Source organism: Nonomuraea sp. B1E8 (genome assembly GCF_039871515.1).
Taxonomy (GTDB): Bacteria; Actinomycetota; Actinomycetes; order Streptosporangiales; family Streptosporangiaceae; genus Nonomuraea.
The window spans coordinates 1,625,753-1,640,533 of the sequence record NZ_JBDPLS010000001.1; the positions used below are offsets into that span (position 1 = coordinate 1,625,753).

13 protein-coding genes are annotated in these 14,781 nt (G+C 69.3%); 9 read left to right on the top strand and 4 right to left on the bottom strand.

What is annotated here, in order from left to right; translation table 11 throughout:
* Window positions 1-80: 80 nt before the first annotated feature.
* The 4 genes from ABGA98_RS07815 (at window position 81) to ABGA98_RS07830 (ending at window position 2,967) form a co-directional block, all read left to right on the top strand.
* Window positions 81-1,241, top strand: a complete 1,161-nt coding sequence (locus ABGA98_RS07815) for an aspartyl protease family protein (protein ID WP_347617468.1) — start codon at window positions 81-83, stop codon at window positions 1,239-1,241.
* Window positions 1,242-1,434: 193 nt separating this feature from the next.
* Window positions 1,435-2,040, top strand: a complete 606-nt coding sequence (locus tag ABGA98_RS07820) for a fasciclin domain-containing protein (RefSeq protein ID WP_347617469.1) — start codon at window positions 1,435-1,437, stop codon at window positions 2,038-2,040.
* Window positions 2,041-2,287: 247 nt separating this feature from the next.
* Window positions 2,288-2,671 (top strand): YbaB/EbfC family nucleoid-associated protein, encoded by a 384-nt coding sequence (locus ABGA98_RS07825; protein WP_347617470.1) that lies wholly within the window; start codon window positions 2,288-2,290, stop codon window positions 2,669-2,671.
* Window positions 2,668-2,967, top strand: coding sequence for a hypothetical protein (locus ABGA98_RS07830; RefSeq protein ID WP_347617471.1), 300 nt, complete (start codon window positions 2,668-2,670; stop codon window positions 2,965-2,967). The genes ABGA98_RS07825 and ABGA98_RS07830 overlap by 4 nt, the downstream gene beginning before the upstream one ends.
* Before the next feature lie 254 nt (window positions 2,968-3,221).
* Here the strand turns inward: ABGA98_RS07830 and ABGA98_RS07835 are convergent, their stop codons facing one another.
* Window positions 3,222-3,803, bottom strand: a complete 582-nt coding sequence (locus ABGA98_RS07835; RefSeq protein ID WP_347617472.1) for a hypothetical protein — start codon at window positions 3,801-3,803, stop codon at window positions 3,222-3,224.
* Window positions 3,804-4,137: 334 nt separating this feature from the next.
* On the opposite strand from ABGA98_RS07835, the gene ABGA98_RS07840 reads away from it, so the two are divergent.
* Window positions 4,138-8,910 carry a hypothetical protein gene (locus ABGA98_RS07840; RefSeq protein ID WP_347617473.1) on the top strand — a complete coding sequence of 1,591 codons (4,773 nt, stop codon included), beginning with the start codon at window positions 4,138-4,140 and terminating at the stop codon, window positions 8,908-8,910.
* Between the two features lie 133 nt (window positions 8,911-9,043).
* Here ABGA98_RS07840 and ABGA98_RS07845 read toward each other — a convergent pair whose 3' ends face one another.
* Together ABGA98_RS07845 and ABGA98_RS07850 are read right to left on the bottom strand one after the other, a co-directional pair.
* Window positions 9,044-9,460, bottom strand: a complete 417-nt coding sequence (locus ABGA98_RS07845; RefSeq protein ID WP_347617474.1) for a TIGR03668 family PPOX class F420-dependent oxidoreductase — start codon at window positions 9,458-9,460, stop codon at window positions 9,044-9,046.
* 7 nt (window positions 9,461-9,467) lie between these two features.
* Complete coding sequence (locus tag ABGA98_RS07850; protein WP_347617475.1) at window positions 9,468-10,403, bottom strand: helix-turn-helix domain-containing protein; 936 nt, start codon at window positions 10,401-10,403, stop codon at window positions 9,468-9,470.
* A 41-nt stretch (window positions 10,404-10,444) separates the two neighbouring features.
* On the opposite strand from ABGA98_RS07850, the gene ABGA98_RS07855 reads away from it, so the two are divergent.
* The 3 genes from ABGA98_RS07855 (at window position 10,445) to ABGA98_RS07865 (ending at window position 13,227) form a co-directional block, all read left to right on the top strand.
* Window positions 10,445-11,365, top strand: coding sequence for an NAD-dependent epimerase (locus ABGA98_RS07855; protein WP_347617476.1), 921 nt, complete (start codon window positions 10,445-10,447; stop codon window positions 11,363-11,365).
* Between the two features lie 182 nt (window positions 11,366-11,547).
* On the top strand, window positions 11,548-12,852 hold the full coding sequence (locus tag ABGA98_RS07860; protein WP_347617477.1) for an MFS transporter: 1,305 nt from the start codon (window positions 11,548-11,550) through the stop codon (window positions 12,850-12,852).
* Window positions 12,853-12,891: 39 nt separating this feature from the next.
* Window positions 12,892-13,227: a hypothetical protein gene (locus ABGA98_RS07865; protein ID WP_347617478.1), complete on the top strand. Its 336-nt coding sequence runs from the start codon at window positions 12,892-12,894 to the stop codon at window positions 13,225-13,227.
* Between the two features lie 44 nt (window positions 13,228-13,271).
* Here ABGA98_RS07865 and ABGA98_RS07870 read toward each other — a convergent pair whose 3' ends face one another.
* Window positions 13,272-14,108, bottom strand: coding sequence for an alpha/beta hydrolase (locus ABGA98_RS07870; protein ID WP_347617479.1), 837 nt, complete (start codon window positions 14,106-14,108; stop codon window positions 13,272-13,274).
* Window positions 14,109-14,168: 60 nt separating this feature from the next.
* Here ABGA98_RS07870 and ABGA98_RS07875 point away from each other — a divergent pair, with 60 nt between their 5' ends.
* The gene (locus ABGA98_RS07875) at window positions 14,169-14,765 is read left to right on the top strand and encodes a CGNR zinc finger domain-containing protein (RefSeq protein ID WP_347617480.1); all 597 of its coding nucleotides are present in this window, start codon (window positions 14,169-14,171) and stop codon (window positions 14,763-14,765) included.
* Window positions 14,766-14,781 lie beyond the last annotated feature (16 nt).

The window sequence follows — 14,781 nt, forward strand, 5'->3', positions numbered from 1 at the left end:
AGGGCGCTCCAAGGGCGCCCTCGCCGCCGGAAACGCCTTGGAAACACGCCGCCTGGTCTCCTGGTCTGACCATGCCGTCCTTGCTTGACACCCTGTTCCGCGCCGGCCATTTCGCCCAGGCCCGCCGCGGCTACGCGGACATCCTGCGCACCGACCCGGGTGATGCCCACGCCAACGCGCAGATCGGCCGCATCGCCCTGCTGTCGAACGCGTTCATCACCGCCGAGAAGTATCTGGCCAGAGCCGTGGAGCTGGCTCCCGGCGACGACCGGCTCAAGGAGCTGCTGGCGGACTGCTACGCACGCCAGTACAAGCTTGCCCGGGCCGTCCCGGTGCTCAGGGCCGCCGGGAGGGACGCGGTCGCCGCGCAGTACGCCGCCGCCGGCGACACCCCGTTCGGCCTGTACGGCCCGCGCAGCACCAAGCTGGTCTTCCAGCAGCTGGACCCGCTGCCCACCGTGGAGGCGTCGGTCAACGGGTCGGCGCCGATGAGGTTCCTGCTGGACACGGTGGCGGAGCCGCTCCTCACCATGGAGGCGGCCGAGCGGGCACGCCTGCGCGCGGTGGCCTCCACCCGTGCCCGGGACGGCACGGAGACGCATCTCGGCGTCGTGAGATCCTTCCGGCTGGGATCGATCGAGGTGCGCGACGTACCCGTCGTCTGGCGCGACGTCGACCTGCCCGCGTCCGGCACCATCGGGATGAGCGTCTTCTCCCGTTTCCTCACCACGATCGACTACGTCCGCCAGGCTCTCGTCCTGCGCCGCAGGTCGCAGTTGCGGGCATTCAAGGCGGAGTCGGCGCGGCACGACGCGGAGATCCTGCCGCTGTGGCTGGCGGGCGGGCGTTTCCCGTGCACGCTGGGCAGCGTCAACGGCCACGGCCCGCGCCTGGTCTGCCTGTCCACGGGCGAGCCCGGCGTCGGGGTGACCACCTCGGAGAAGTTCGCCACCCGCTGTGGCCTGACGTTCGACGCCCCTCGTACGGGGAGCGGCGGCGCCCCGTGCTATCCGATCGTCGCGGACCAGGTGGCGCTCGGCGCCGCGACGGGCCACAGGATTCCGGGGGTCGTGGGGCCGTTGTTCGACGACCGTCTCGGATTCGACACGATCGCGACCTTCGGCCACGAGTTTCTCAAGCGTTTCGCCATCACGTTCGACTTCACCGGCATGGGCCTCTACGTCGCCGGCCCGCCCGCCCGACGCGACCGGGACACGGCCGCGGCGAATAACTACTTATGAGGTTTAAATCCCTTATACCGCAAAAGTTTCGTTCTATGCCTTTTGTGCCTTTTGGGGTAAATGCAACTCCGGCATGCTCAATGACCTCCGACACTGGTAGTGGAGACCCGGGTCGCGAACCCGGGCACCTCGACGCCGTGCCGGGCCCCGCCCGGCGCGGCGCCACAGAACACGGGGGTACACAGTGAAACGTATGCTTCTCGCGGCGGCCTTGGCGCTGACCGCCTCCACGGCCGGTATGACCGGCGCATCCGCGTACTCGCCGACCCTCTCCACGCCGGTCCCCTCGCCGGATTCGTCACCAGGCACCTCGCCCGGCACGTCGCCAGGGCCGGGAGGCGCCCCGATCGGTCCCGGATGCTCCGCGCTCGAGAGCAGCCTGCCGGGCATCGCCGACCAGACGGCCGCGACCGCGCTGTCCGAGGTGCCCGACCTGTCCACGCTGGACGCGGCCGTGCAGGAGGCGGGTCTGGCCGACCGGCTCGACCAGGCCGAAGAGCTCACGATCTTCGCGCCCGACAACAAGGCGTTCGAGGCCATCCCGCAGGATGCCCGCGACCAGCTCATGGGCGACAACGAAGAGCTCACCAGGGTTCTGACCTACCACGTCGTGGAGGGCAAGAAGACGCCCGCCGACCTCGAGGAGGAAGGCACGCTGACGTCGCTGGAAGGCGGCGAGATCGAGATCAAGGGATCAGGCGAGAACCTCACGGTCAACGACGCGAAGCTGGTCTGCGGCGGCGTGCAGACGAAGAACGCGACCATCTACGTCATCGACAAGGTCCTCATGCCCGAGTGACCACCACCACCGGATCCACGCCCCGGACCGGGCGCGATCGCCAGGCCACCACCCTCGTGACCGCGCCCTGACCCGGGGCGTTTCCCGTCCCGAGCAGAGGGGTCACCGTCTCGCCTTGACAGAGAGGGCCTCGCCGTGCGCTTGCGCTGTGACCGCAGCGTTAACAATAGGCGAAAGTTGAAGATCACTCATTGCAGCCGCAGGAAGGCTATGCAAATCTGGGGTCGAACAGACAGGAGGTGTATTTGTGGCGGACGCGTTCGACGCGGAGATCAGTGCGCTCGCGCGTCAGATCAATCAGCAGACAGCCCGAATCCGCGAAGCGTACGGCGAGCTTTCCACCATGAAGCACACGACGTCTTCCGACGACGGGATGGTGAGCGTGACCGTTGGCCGGCACGGCCAGGTGCGCCGCATCGAGCTGAATCCCCGAGTGTATCGCACCCTGTCCCCCTCACAGCTGGCCGACACGATCATGCAACAGATCAACAAGGCCACCGCCGCGGTCTCTGAGCTAAGCAAACAGCTCCTGCAGCCCCTCCTCCCGGACGACTTGCCACACGAGGAGGTCTTCGGGCAACACGCCACACTCGACGCGTTCTTCCCCGGTCCCGTGGAGCCGTCCCCGTGAGCGGCTACTCCGCCGAGTGGGCAGCGCTGCACCGCGAGGCCAGGGTCTACGACGAACTCGAACGCAACGCGAAGGAAGCACGTGACGACCTCCGCGCCGCCTTCGACCGGGACAGGAACACGCTCGGCCACGACATGTACGGCGCCGAACTCGCCAAAAGCCTGCCAGAGATCGAACGCGGCATCTTCGACGCCTTGAAGACGTACATCGACGAACTCGAGCACGTCGCCTGGGGCCTGAACGTCAGCGCCCGCACCTATGAGGCGGCCGAGCGGCCCCCCGGCGAACGCGGCTGACCGTTCGTGGGCTTCGACGGGTTCGCGGTGCCCGATTTCGCCAAGCCGTACGTCGGCTGGGTGGTCGGCATGGACTGGCCGGAGGGGGACGAGACGGGCTGCTTCCGGCTGGCCGACGCCTGCATGATCGCCGCACACCGGCTCGTCGAGGGCACGGACGCCGAGCAGCCGGCGAGCAGAACCAAGATCGGTTCTGCCTGGGACGGGGAAGCCCACCTCGCCTTCGCCGCCCACGTCGAAGCGGTGACAGGCGGTCAGGTCGCCGCTCTGGTCAAGAAGCTCGTGAACACCGCTGTCGCGCTCAACGGCGTCGGAGTGCAGATCCAATACGCCAAGTACATGATCGAAGTCACCGTATGGCTGCTGATCGCACAACTGGCGTATCTGCTGGGAGCGGCACTGGCCAGCGGTGGGGCGAGTCTGGCGCTCATCCCGCCACGTGTACGGCTCGCACGCATGACGGTCGCACAGATCGCCAAGCAGTGCCTGCGCAACATGGCGCTGTTCGCGGGGATCGTGCTCGGCATGGACCTGGGCGTCCAGATCCTGCAGATCGCACAGGGCCGCAGGGATGACATCGACGTCCAGCAGTTGGCGATCTCGGCGGTGAGCGGGGGCGCCATGGGCGGGCTCATGGGGTTGCTCTCCGGCGGGCTGAGCCGGCTGTCCACGTCGGCCCTGCGGGCCGGGCTGACCAGGGCCGAGATGTCCACGGCCGAGAAACTGCTGGCGGCGGCCAGTTCGTCGTTGTACGGACAGGCCGCGCAGTTCGCCCTGACCGGCGGCATCACGACCGCGGGCACCCTGTTGGCCCAGGGGCACTTCAGCTGGGACATGCTGGCCAAGGGCATCACGTCCAGCGCGCTGGGCGCCGACGGGCAATACATGGCCAGGGCAGCGCTACGCGGTCCGGACGGCTCGCCCTCCCCTCCTCCGGCCTCTCCGTCCGGAGACCCTCCGCCGTCCGGACGTTCCCCGTCCGGCCCGGACCGCGGGCCGGCAGCGCCCGCGCCGCGCACGCCCGAGATCGGCGGTGAACCGAGCCTGGCTGTGGCGGCGAACCACAACGAGCGGACCACCACGAACGCATCGGCCGGGGCTGACCTGCAGGCTGTTTGGAAGAGCCCTGACATGCTGCCCCAGCAGGGAGAGGTCTCCGGGTCTCGTCCAGTGGCCGGCCCGGAGACACCTCAGTCGGTGGTGAATGCTCCTTCGTCGTCCCTGCCCGACGGTTCGCCAGTGTGGAATAACGCGTCCACACGGCACGCGGGTGGCGAGTCGGCCCGGCCGGACGGCCCGGTGGTCTGGAAGGACAAGCCCGAGATCCATCCGCCTCCCAAGATCCATCCGCCGCGCTCGGTCGAGATCGGCGCTTTGGGCGAAACGGCCGTGCACGACGTCAAGGTCCCGGCAAACCCTAAGGCGGCGGCCGAGGCTCTGGCCGATGGCATCGCGGGTGTCACCAAACGGGAACGAACCGCGATCAGCGACTGGCTCACGCGGGCGCTCTCCGGCAGCAACCGTGACACATGGACAGACCACCTCCAAAGGGGTGTGACGCTCGACGTCGCAGACAAGGTGATCTACCTCAAGCTGCGGCCGAACGAGTTCACACACGTGGAACACCCGGGCCTACCGCCCGAGAAGCCGGTCGCGTTCGGCGGGGACGGTGTTGAGGGCAAGTCCTCCCATGCCTCTTCGCTGGAGCGGACCGGAGGGCTGGTTCGCGCGCTGAACCACTCGTCGGACGAGGCCGAGGCGAGCGCACTGCCTCGTACGGGCATCAGCACAACGTTGCGTTCGACCCACACGAACAGCATCGAGGTCATCAGCGGACACAAGTTCATTTCCGCGAAGCACGAATATTTCGTCGCGGACATCTCCCTGGACATCTACCGCGACGGTGTGCAGGTCACAGAAACCGCGGCGGTGCCCGAATTGTCTGTGACCCTGCCCTTCCCGGAACAGTTCACCCGCGAAGGGCCGCTCCTAGCCGCCGACCACCCACCGGCGCTGCCTCGGCACGAGGTCCCAGCGGGGGCCGAGCACAAGTTCCGTGATCATGGCATCGCGATCACCGGGATGGACGTCACGCCGCTGGTGCTGGAGGTCCAGCGCCGTGCGCTGGCGCAGGGCGTGCCCGCGAGCGAGGTGGTCAGAATCACCGAGCACCTCACGTCCACCGTGCTCAGCGAACAGGGGTTGAAGAACCGCAGCCAGTCGTTGTTGTCGAGCGGGGTCACCTCGGAGGCGGTCCGGTACAAGAGCTCGGCGTTGCGCTCGGCGGAGGACTCCATCGAGGTCACCAGTCGGATCGCGCGGATCGAGCCCGTTGACGGAAGCGGGCGGCCACCGATCGAGACGATGTTCCGGGATGACATGGGGCGGCGCGACAGCGAGGGGACGTCCCATCGCCAGGGCTCGAGCGTCAACATTCATGCGGGCGGCAAGATCGGTGTCGGTGTCGGCGACAGGGCGGAGATCATCGGACGGGCCGTCGGCGGGTTCGGCTTCGGATCGGACCATGTGACGACCACCCACAGAGCGCACGGCAACCACACAGTCCTGACCAGGCTGGGTGACGTCACCATGTACGACGCCCACATGCTGGTGCGGATCGAGACCGAGAAGCTGGGCGCCTTCGAGGTCGGAGTGAAGGCCGAGCTGACCATACCGGCCCGCGACGCGCCCCGGTTGGAGCAGGACATCTTCGGCCAGGATCTCCGGCCGCAAGGGGAGTTCAACGACATCCGGCAGAAACTCGCCGACCTCCACCAGGAGATAGACGGCGTACGTGCGGAGTTCGTCCGCAGCGAACCGTTCGGTGAACGTCCGGCCGGAGGCGAGCATCCGAACCGCGGCTATGACCCTCACGTACTGGAGCCGGAGACGCTTGCGGCAGGGCGGGGAACAGGCCTTGGCAGCGGCATCCGCGTCCATTCGGAGGCGCTCCTCAGCACGGACGTCCGCCAGGCCGTCGATCGGGCAGTGCCCGACCTGCCCCCGGAGATCAGGCGGCAGGTCATGCGGGACATCGAGAGCCGCTTCGGGGGCGCGGCCCTGGAAGCCGATTTGACACACGCGCTGCACGGAATCAGGTACGACAAGACGATCGGCGGTTTCACCTTCGAAATCCTGGCCGAGGGCACGCTCGGCCGGCGCCACGAGGTCGGCTCGACCGACATGACGGTGAACGAACGCAGGATCACGTCACGAACCGACACAAGCCAGCGGGAGACTTCCGTGGGAGGCCGTGCGGAGGTGCGCGGCGTCGCGCGCCTCGAGGTGACCGAAGGGTTCAAGATCGACCCTGCGAACCTGGCCCTGACTGGGAACCATGCGAGGGCGGAGGGCGTCGGTTTCTCCGCCGGCCACACGAAGTACGACCGCACGGAGACCAGCGGTGGCTTCACCATCACGCGGGACCTCTCCTTCAACGTCAGGATGCGGGCCTCACGAAACGGCGCAGTGGTGATGAACACGTCGTGGGAGGTGCACGGCAGCAAGGCGGAGATCCTCGTGCCGAACACCCATTTGCCGGAGTCCCCGGTGCTCGCGCAGGACGTCGCGCATCTGGGCCGCATCGAGTCGTCGACCGAGCCGCCCGGTGACGTGTGGGCTCACGACGACCGGCTGCACGCCACCGTCCGTCTGGGCGCCATGCCCGACCTGGCTCAGGCAGTGGCCCGGGCTTACACCGGCTGGGCTGAGCTGCCTGTGCCCGGGGAGCGCCTGGACGTTCCAACGGTGATCGAGACGGCCACCGACGTGATCAAGCTGGAAACCATGATCACGTCTCACCCCGATGGTCTGCACTACACGGTGTCCGAGCGAGAGGGATGGCGTCACGACCTGCACGTCAAGGCCGACGTGGCCGGGTTGCGGCACGTCAAATCCGAAACCGGGGTGGAGCACGAGATCTACTCGAACAGCAACTCGAGGATGACGGACAGCGAGCGCAGCAGGCAGGCCGTGGGCGGGCACGCCAGGACAGGTCTGCGCGTCACCTTCGGCCGTGACGGTGAGCACGGTGGTGAGACGGCAGGTCACGCGAGAGGCGACGAGGAGAACGGAGGAACCGAGCGGAAGGTCGTGGCGCGAGCGGGACTGCACGGCGCCGCGAAGCGGATGAACCAGGAAAGCTCCTATGTGGGCGGCAGCGACGTCGCCCGGGTCACCTACTCGGACGGAACCGCCTCGCACTGGTATCGAGGAGACCTCGTCTTGGAGGTCACACCGACCAGAACCAACGGAGAAGTGGTCGAACAGGGTCCGACCACGTACGTCCGGGTGGAAGACATCACGGACGTCGTCCTTCCCGACGAGGTGGCACGTCGTCACGGATCGGCAGGCCCGGAGCCCGCGGAGCCCGCCAAGCGGGCAGGGGACACGACCCGTGTTTATTCCGCGCCCGAGGCGGCGATGAGTGCCGCCTCCGTTCAGCATCTCGACGCGCGGGGCGTGCTTCCCAAGATCCTCGAGAAGCTTCGAGAGGAGCAGTTGCTCCTCTCTGGCCAGGAGTTCACGAACCACCCGGCGGCCGAGCACCTGCGCGGTCACTACGGCCAGGACGCGCTCATCACGAAACTAGGGGAACTTCGCGGTGGCGGGGTGTCCTCCTGGTTGTTCGCCACGGATGCACACGGCCGGGTCATTGAGCGCGTGGGCATCCGGGTCACAGCCGAGATCGGGGATGGCGTACACGTCGGCGAGCGTCCTGACACCGGCCTCATGCTCCGCAGCGAGCGCCTCGGCGGCGACCTGACCCTGCACGAGGCGGGATCCGACCGCGGTGCGGAGGCGCTGGCGCGCTACTCCAAATCCTCGGACGGCCATCTCAAGGGGGCAGAGGCGGCGTACGCGAATCACCACGACTCCCACACCGTGGACGTGCGTGGAACGAATGTGAAAGACATCAATCGTTACCAGACGCGAGAGGCCCCGCAGGAGTTCAAGCATCCGGTCACGTACGAAATCACGATCGAGCGTACCCAGGTCCGCCCTGTCCTGGAACCCATGCAGGGCGCGGCCAGAAACCTGCTGCTCAAGGCGGGTGAGGTTACCGGGCATGACGGAGCCGTCAGGCTCTTCGACAAGCATGTCGGAGTCAGCTCGACATCCAGGGCGGTCACGGACGGCGAGCTCGGCCTGCTGGTGCCGGGGCACCTCACCACGGAGGTCCCGCACGACACACCGGTCACGGCGGGCACGCCGGTCTTCGCCGCGGACCCCCGGTGGTCTGAACCGGCAGGGCCCAACACCGTGACTACGACGCTCAGAAAGGGCGTGCCCAACGGGCACGTCAGCCAGGTCGCATTCCCTGCTGCCACAGTGGTGGAACAGTGGGCGCCGGTGTCCGCGGCACCTCCAAAGCTCCGGGAAGAGGTGCCCTCGCTGGACAACCGGCCCAACGGATTCGAGCTGTCTCGCCCAGCCGGCATGTCCCTTGCCGAGGCCACCAAGGAACGGACCATGCGAGCCCATATGGAGCAGCTGCTCGCGCACGACTACGAAATCCCGGGCGTCGGCAAGGTGGGAATCGACGTCAACGGGGCACGCGAGATCACGAGCGCGCTGGTCAAGCAGCGCGTCTACGCGCAGACCATGAGCACCACAGGGCACGGGCAGGAGCAGGGCCGGGGCCGGGGCGTCCGAGGAGGCGGGTCCGCCGGATCGGCCGGGGAAGGAATCCTGGGCTACGGCGGCATCGGCGGCAGCACGAAGAACGGTGACGAAGCCGCTTCGCGGAACGCCAACATCCTCGAACGTAACTTCCTGGAGGAGCAGCACGACAACACGTACCTGGAACTGGACATCTCTGTCGTGCTCTACGGCAAGGGCGAGCCGCTGGTGATAGACGTCGACCGGGGCCTTTACCTCAGGCTCACGCCCGAAGGGCTCGCCGGGTTCGATGCCGCGCATCCCGGCGTCGTCAGGCGCTGACCCCTCCAAAACGCCTGCTGCGCAGCCTTATCCCGGCTCCGTGTGGAAGCGCTGATCCTCGCGTGAGCGACCGGCGAGCGGGCGGTCGAGGAATTCGAGCACCCCGACCGGTGTGACGCCGAGACGTGCCGCGCTATTCCGCGAAGGCCCAGCCCGACCACCGGCTCACGGTCACGAGGATCACCGGCCCGCGCGGCCGCCGCTCGCGATACTGCGCGTACTTGGTGACGAGGTCGTCGATCGCCCGGTCGTGATCCGGCCCGCCGGACACGACGCGGGCCCGGCCGTCGGCGCGCACCCACCACAACCGCGCCCACTCCTCGTCGTCGTAGCGATCGGCCAGGAGGCAGACGGAGGGGTTCTCCTCGATGTTGCGCAGCCGCCGCAGGCGGGTGGCCGACTTCGGCTTGTGATCGACGGCGGTCGCGACGACGTCGCCCGACACGGCGAACGTGACGGGCACCAGATGGGGGACACCGTCGCGACCCACCGTGGCCAGGCGGGCGACCCGCTCGCCGGCGAACAGAGCACGGGCACCATCGGGGTCCATACCCTCGCTACGTACCCGCGGGCACCTGGGTGAAGCTCGCGCGGTAGGCCGTGGGGGTGAGCCCGACCCGGCCGACCATGTGCTTGCGAAGGGAATCGGCGCTGCCCAGTCCGCTCCGCGCGGCCACCTGGTCCATGGGGAGCCGGGTGGTCTCCAGGAGTTCCCTGGCACGGTCGACGCGCCGGTGCAGCAGCCACTGGAGCGGGCTCATACCGGTCTCCGCGTGGAAGCGCCTGGTCAGGGTCCGCACGCTCATCCTCGCGTGACCGGCCAGGTCGGCCAGGGAGAGCGGGCGGTCGAGGCGCTCGAGGGCCCAGGCACGGGTGGCGGCGAGAGAGGTGCCGCGCTCGGCGGGCAGCGGGGTCTCGATGTACTGGGACTGGCCACCCGGCCGCACGGGAGGGACGACGGCGAGCCGGGCCGCCGTGTTGGCCACCGCCGCGCCGTAGTCGACCCTGACCAGATGGAGGCACAGGTCGATGGCGGCCGCCGCGCCCGCCGAGGTGTAGATGCCGCCGTCCTCGACGAAGAGCATGTCGGGTTGCACCTCGACCGACGGGAAACGGGCGGCGAGGTCGCCGGCCAGGTTCCAGTGGGTGGTGGCGCGGCGCCCGTCCAGCAGGCCGGCCTGGGCCAGGACGAACGCGCCCGTGCACAGGGAGGCGATGCGCGTGCCGCCGGCCGCGGCTTTCCGCAGGGCGTCGAGCGTCTCGGGGGGAGCCTGTTCGCCGCCGCTGCCGACGGCGATCACCGTGTCGGCGCCCTCCACCGCGTCCAGTCCGTACGGCACCACGATGTCCGGGCCTCCGAGGGTCGCCAGCGGGCCGGGGCTTGCCGTACAGATGCGCACGTCATAGTGCGGAACGCTGTTGAACACCATGAGCGGGATCGAGACGTCGAAACTCAGCACGGGGGGCACGACGACTGCGGCGATGCGGTGCATGGCCAGATCCTCCGGAATGTCGGCATTCCAGCCACTATGCCATGAATTCGCCGATCGGCATCGTGGTCGGCATGACCTTTCATGTGATCGTGGGTCGCGGGGCCACCGCGACCAGGACCGCCCTGCACCTGGCCGGCGACGGCGAGCGCGTACGAATGATCAGCCGTACCGGTGGAGGGCCCGAGCACCCGCTCGTCGAGAGGGTCGCCGCGGACGCCACCGACACCGACCGGCTCACCCGGCTGGCAGAAGGGGCGGACACCCTGTTCACCACCGCCGCGCCGCCGTACCACACGTGGCCGGAGCAGTTCCCCGTTCTGTCGGCGTCTCTGCTCACCGCGGTCAAGCGGACCGGAGCCGCCTACGTCATGCTCGGCAACCTGTACGGCTACGGGCCGGTGGACCAGCCGATCAGACCCGACTTCCCGCTGGCCGCCACCGGGCCCAAGGGACGGGCCAGGGCGCGGGTGTGGGAGGAGGCCGCCGCCTCGGGGGTGAAGGTCACCGAGGTGCGGGCCGGCCAGTTCTACGGCGCGGGCGCCTTCTCGGTGTTCAGCCTCATGGTGCAGCGCCAGGTGCTCGAAGGCCGGCTCGCCCTCGTGCCGCAGGAACTCGACGTGCCGCACAGCTACTCGGCGATCGGCGACACCGCGCGTACGCTCGTCGCCGCCGCCCGCGACGAGCAGGCGTACGGTCGGGCGTGGCACGCACCCACCTCCACCCTGTCGGTGCGTGACCTGGCCGGCCGGCTCGCCCATCTCTCCGGGGCGCCGCAGCCGCGCCTGGAAGAGCTGACCGAACGCGACCTGACCCTGCTCGCGCTGACCGATCCGTTCTGGGCGGAGTTCCACGAAGTGCTGACCAAGCCGGGCCACCCGTTCGTCGTCGACCACTCCGAGACCGAGAAGGTCCTGGGGGTGAGCGCCACACCGGTCGACGACGTGCTCCGCGAAGTGATCTGACGCGGCCACCGGGTGTGAGGTGAGCGGGCGCCGGAACACGCGGTCGCCGCACGCCGTACAGGACTGACCGTGCCTGCCGAAACCGCCGGCAACCCGCACAAAGGGGTTGAGTAACCGTCAGCGGCCGTGTTGGATGACCACGGCCTTCATCGGGAAGGGCGGCACAAAGGGCGGTGCAGCGCGTGGAACAGGCAGCGGCGGACGACGGCACGACACGAAACGGGCGCAGGCGCTGGCCGCTCCTGGTGGCCGTGGCGATCGACGCGCTGGGCACAGGCCTGTATCTCCCGCTGTCGCTGCTGTACTTCCTGGAAGTCACCGACCTGGACCTGGCGACGATCGGGGTCCTCGTCAGCGTGACCACCGCCCTGACCCTGCCGGTGCCGATAGTCGTCGGCCGGCTGGTCGACCGGTTCGGGCCGCGGCTGGTGGTCGCCGGCGGTCAGGCGCTGCAAGGGTTCGGCTTCCTGCTCTACCTGACGGTTTCCGGGGCGGGCTCCCTGGTGGTGGCCGTCCTGATGACGGGGGTCGGCCTGCGGGTCTACTGGTCCTCCGTCTTCACGCTCATCGCCGACCAGGCGGACGCCGAGAGGGCCGAAGCCAAGGACCACTGGTTCGCGAGGGCCGGGATGATCCGGGAGACGGGGGCCGGCGGCGGGGCGCTGCTCGCGGGCGCGGTGCTCACCGTCGACTCCGCACGCGTCTACGACGTGCTGATTCTCGGCAGCGCGCTGGCGTTCCTGGCCGCCGCGCTGTTGGTCGTCTTCGCGGTACCGTCCACACCCCACGCCCGCCCCCCGGCGCAGGGCCCCTCCGGCCACCGGGCGCTCCTGCGGGACCGCCCCTACCTCGCACTGATCGGGGCGTGCACGATCTTCGCGTTGTGCAGCACGTTCCTCGCCCTGTCGTTGCCCGTCTACGTCGTCCAGGGCCTGTCAGGACCGAGCTGGGTGTCCGGCCCGCTCCTGGCCCTGAACACCCTGCTGCTGGCCACCTGTACAGCCGCCCTCACCCGTTTCGTACGCCGCCGCTGCACCCGCCCCCGCGCCATTGCGTGGGCCGGCGGACTGTGGACCCTGTGGTGCGCCGCGTCCGCGGCTGCCGTGCTGCTGCCGTCCGAGGCGCTGGTGCCTTACCTGGTCGCGGTGGTGTTGTGCTACACCACCGCCGAGATGATCTACGGACCCGCGTCGAACGCGCTCGCCGCGGATGCGGCACCGCCCGGGTCCAGGGGGACCTACCTGGCGGCGTTCCAGTACTCCTTCGCTGTCGCCAACATCCTCGCCCCCGGCCTGTTCGGCCTGCTCTTCGGGCAGAATCGGCTGCTCCCCTGGCTCGCCGTGGGCCTCCTCGCCGCGCTGGGCGCGGCGCTGATGCTCCGCCTTGAGCATCGCCTGCCTCGGGAGCGCCGAACGTCCGGACACGCGGACGCCGCCCGGGACGGCGTTCCGGACACCGGGACGACCATAGAGGGGTCAGCGCATTAGCCTGGTTCAGGGACGACTCGGACGGAGGCGCGGGCGCAGATGAGCGAGACCGATCCGCACATCCACGTCGACCGGAAAGTGCTGGAGGCCGGCGCCGACTTCCGCAACGTGATCGCATCGACGCTGGGCCGCGCGCCTGACGCGCCGGGGGTCGTCACCACCGGATGCGGCATCCAGGTGTCCCGCGCGATGACCTCGCCGCATCCGGAAAGCGTCACCTGCCTCGCCTGCCGGGAACACGCCCAGCGGGAATATGTGCGCTACGCCGACCTGACGGAGCGCCTGGGCGGCGTGCCCGGCTCCCCCATCGCCGGCGACCAGGCCACCCAGGCCGCGCGATGGGCCCGCGACCGCGCGAAGCGGTTCGCCGGCTGACCCTCGCACCGACTGACTTGCGCGCCGGCCTGGTCTTCGGTCGCTCAGTCGAGGAAGCGCAGGAGCGCCTGCGCGGTGTCGTACGAGCGGTCCTCGGGAAGGAAGTGGCCCGCGTCCGGGATCATGGTCAGGATGGCGCCGGGGATCGCGGCGGCGAGGCGGGCGGCGGTCACAGGAGGGAGCCACTGGTCGTTCTCGCCCCACAGGACGTGGGCCGGAACGGTGATCTCATGCAGCCTGGCCTCGATGTCCCGGGTTTCGTCGTCGCTCACGCCCTCGACCTGATCGATCCAGCGCTGCTGCCCGGCGGCTCCGTCCCACGGGGCCAGGTAGGCGCTCGCGACGGCCTCGGACATGGGCCGGTGGGTGGCGGTGTGCAGGCGCGGGCGGATGATGTCGGCGAAGACGTGCGCGGGCATCGTGCGGTAGACGTCGGCGTGGGTCCGCATGTGGTGGGTGAACGGCGTCAGCCACGCCCCGAGGACGGCTGCGTCCAGGAGCGCGAGGCGGCGGACGGGCACCCCGTGCACCAGGTGGGCGCGGAGCGCGGTGGCCCCGCCTATGTCGTGTCCGACCAGGGCGGGGGCGTCGAGATCCCAGTGCCTGACGAGCTCGGCGAGCGTGCGGGCCTGCAGGTCGATGGACGGGACGACGCCCGGAGCCGGCTGGGAGTCGCCGTATCCGAGCAGGTCCCATACGTGTACGGCATGCTCGCGGGCCAGGATGGGAGCGACCTCGCGCCACAGGAAGGAGGAGGCGGGGGTGCCGTGGATGAGGACCACGGGAGACCCCTGGCCGAGGACGTCGGTGGCGACCTCACCGCCGGACACCCGGACCCGGTGACGAAGCTTCCACGTGCCGGACTCGGTGTGCGTGCTCATGCCACTCCTTCTGTAAGGGGTATAATCGGCTTATTCCGGTTACAGTAGGAGATGTAAGGCTTGAAGGCAACTTTTACCGGTTACGCGTGGGCGGCCGTGGTGGCGACAGAACTGGTCAACACCTCACCGGCGGTGCAGAGCGCGGGCGAACTGCTGCCCGACCCGGCCGCGCTCGCCCGGTTCCTGGCCGAGCACGACCTCCACCCCGACGCCCTGGCCGCCGGCCACACCCCGTCCCGCGACGATCTCGACCAGGTGCTCGCCCTCCGCCAGGAGGTCCGCGCCATCCTCGAGGCCACCGCCGAGGAGGACGCCGCCCTTCTGGCCACCGCGCTCGCCAGAAGGGCGGCCACCGGCCCCGGCCTCTACCGCGACGCGGACGGCAGCTGGCAGTGGTACGTCGCCACCGCTCCGCAGGCCTCCGTCGCCGACGAGCTGGCCGTACTCATAGGCGTGGGCCTGCTCGCCGTCCTGCGGACCCTCAGCCATTCCCGCTTCCGCCACTGCGCGTCCCCCGCGTGCAACGGCATGTTCGTCGACACCAGCCGCGCGGGACGCCGCCGCTACTGCACGCCCGACCTCTGCGGCAACCGCGTCAACGTCGCCAACCACCGCGCCCGCCGCCCACCCGCCGACACTGGCCCCCGTTCCGGATGAGCCGCCTAGGACCGTC

Excerpts from the sequence above, each read along its gene's own strand:
- ABGA98_RS07820 (WP_347617469.1), top strand. The coding sequence starts at position 1,435 with ATGCTTCTCGCGGCGGCCTTGGCGCTGACCGCCTCCACGGCCGGTATG.
- ABGA98_RS07835 (WP_347617472.1), bottom strand. The coding sequence starts at position 3,803 with ATGTCCCAGCTGAAGTGCCCCTGGGCCAACAGGGTGCCCGCGGTCGTG.
- ABGA98_RS07845 (WP_347617474.1), bottom strand. The coding sequence starts at position 9,460 with ATGGACCCCGATGGTGCCCGTGCTCTGTTCGCCGGCGAGCGGGTCGCC.
- ABGA98_RS07850 (WP_347617475.1), bottom strand. The coding sequence starts at position 10,403 with ATGCACCGCATCGCCGCAGTCGTCGTGCCCCCCGTGCTGAGTTTCGAC.
- ABGA98_RS07855 (WP_347617476.1), top strand. The coding sequence starts at position 10,445 with ATGAATTCGCCGATCGGCATCGTGGTCGGCATGACCTTTCATGTGATC.
- ABGA98_RS07865 (WP_347617478.1), top strand. The coding sequence starts at position 12,892 with ATGAGCGAGACCGATCCGCACATCCACGTCGACCGGAAAGTGCTGGAG.
- ABGA98_RS07870 (WP_347617479.1), bottom strand. The coding sequence starts at position 14,108 with ATGAGCACGCACACCGAGTCCGGCACGTGGAAGCTTCGTCACCGGGTC.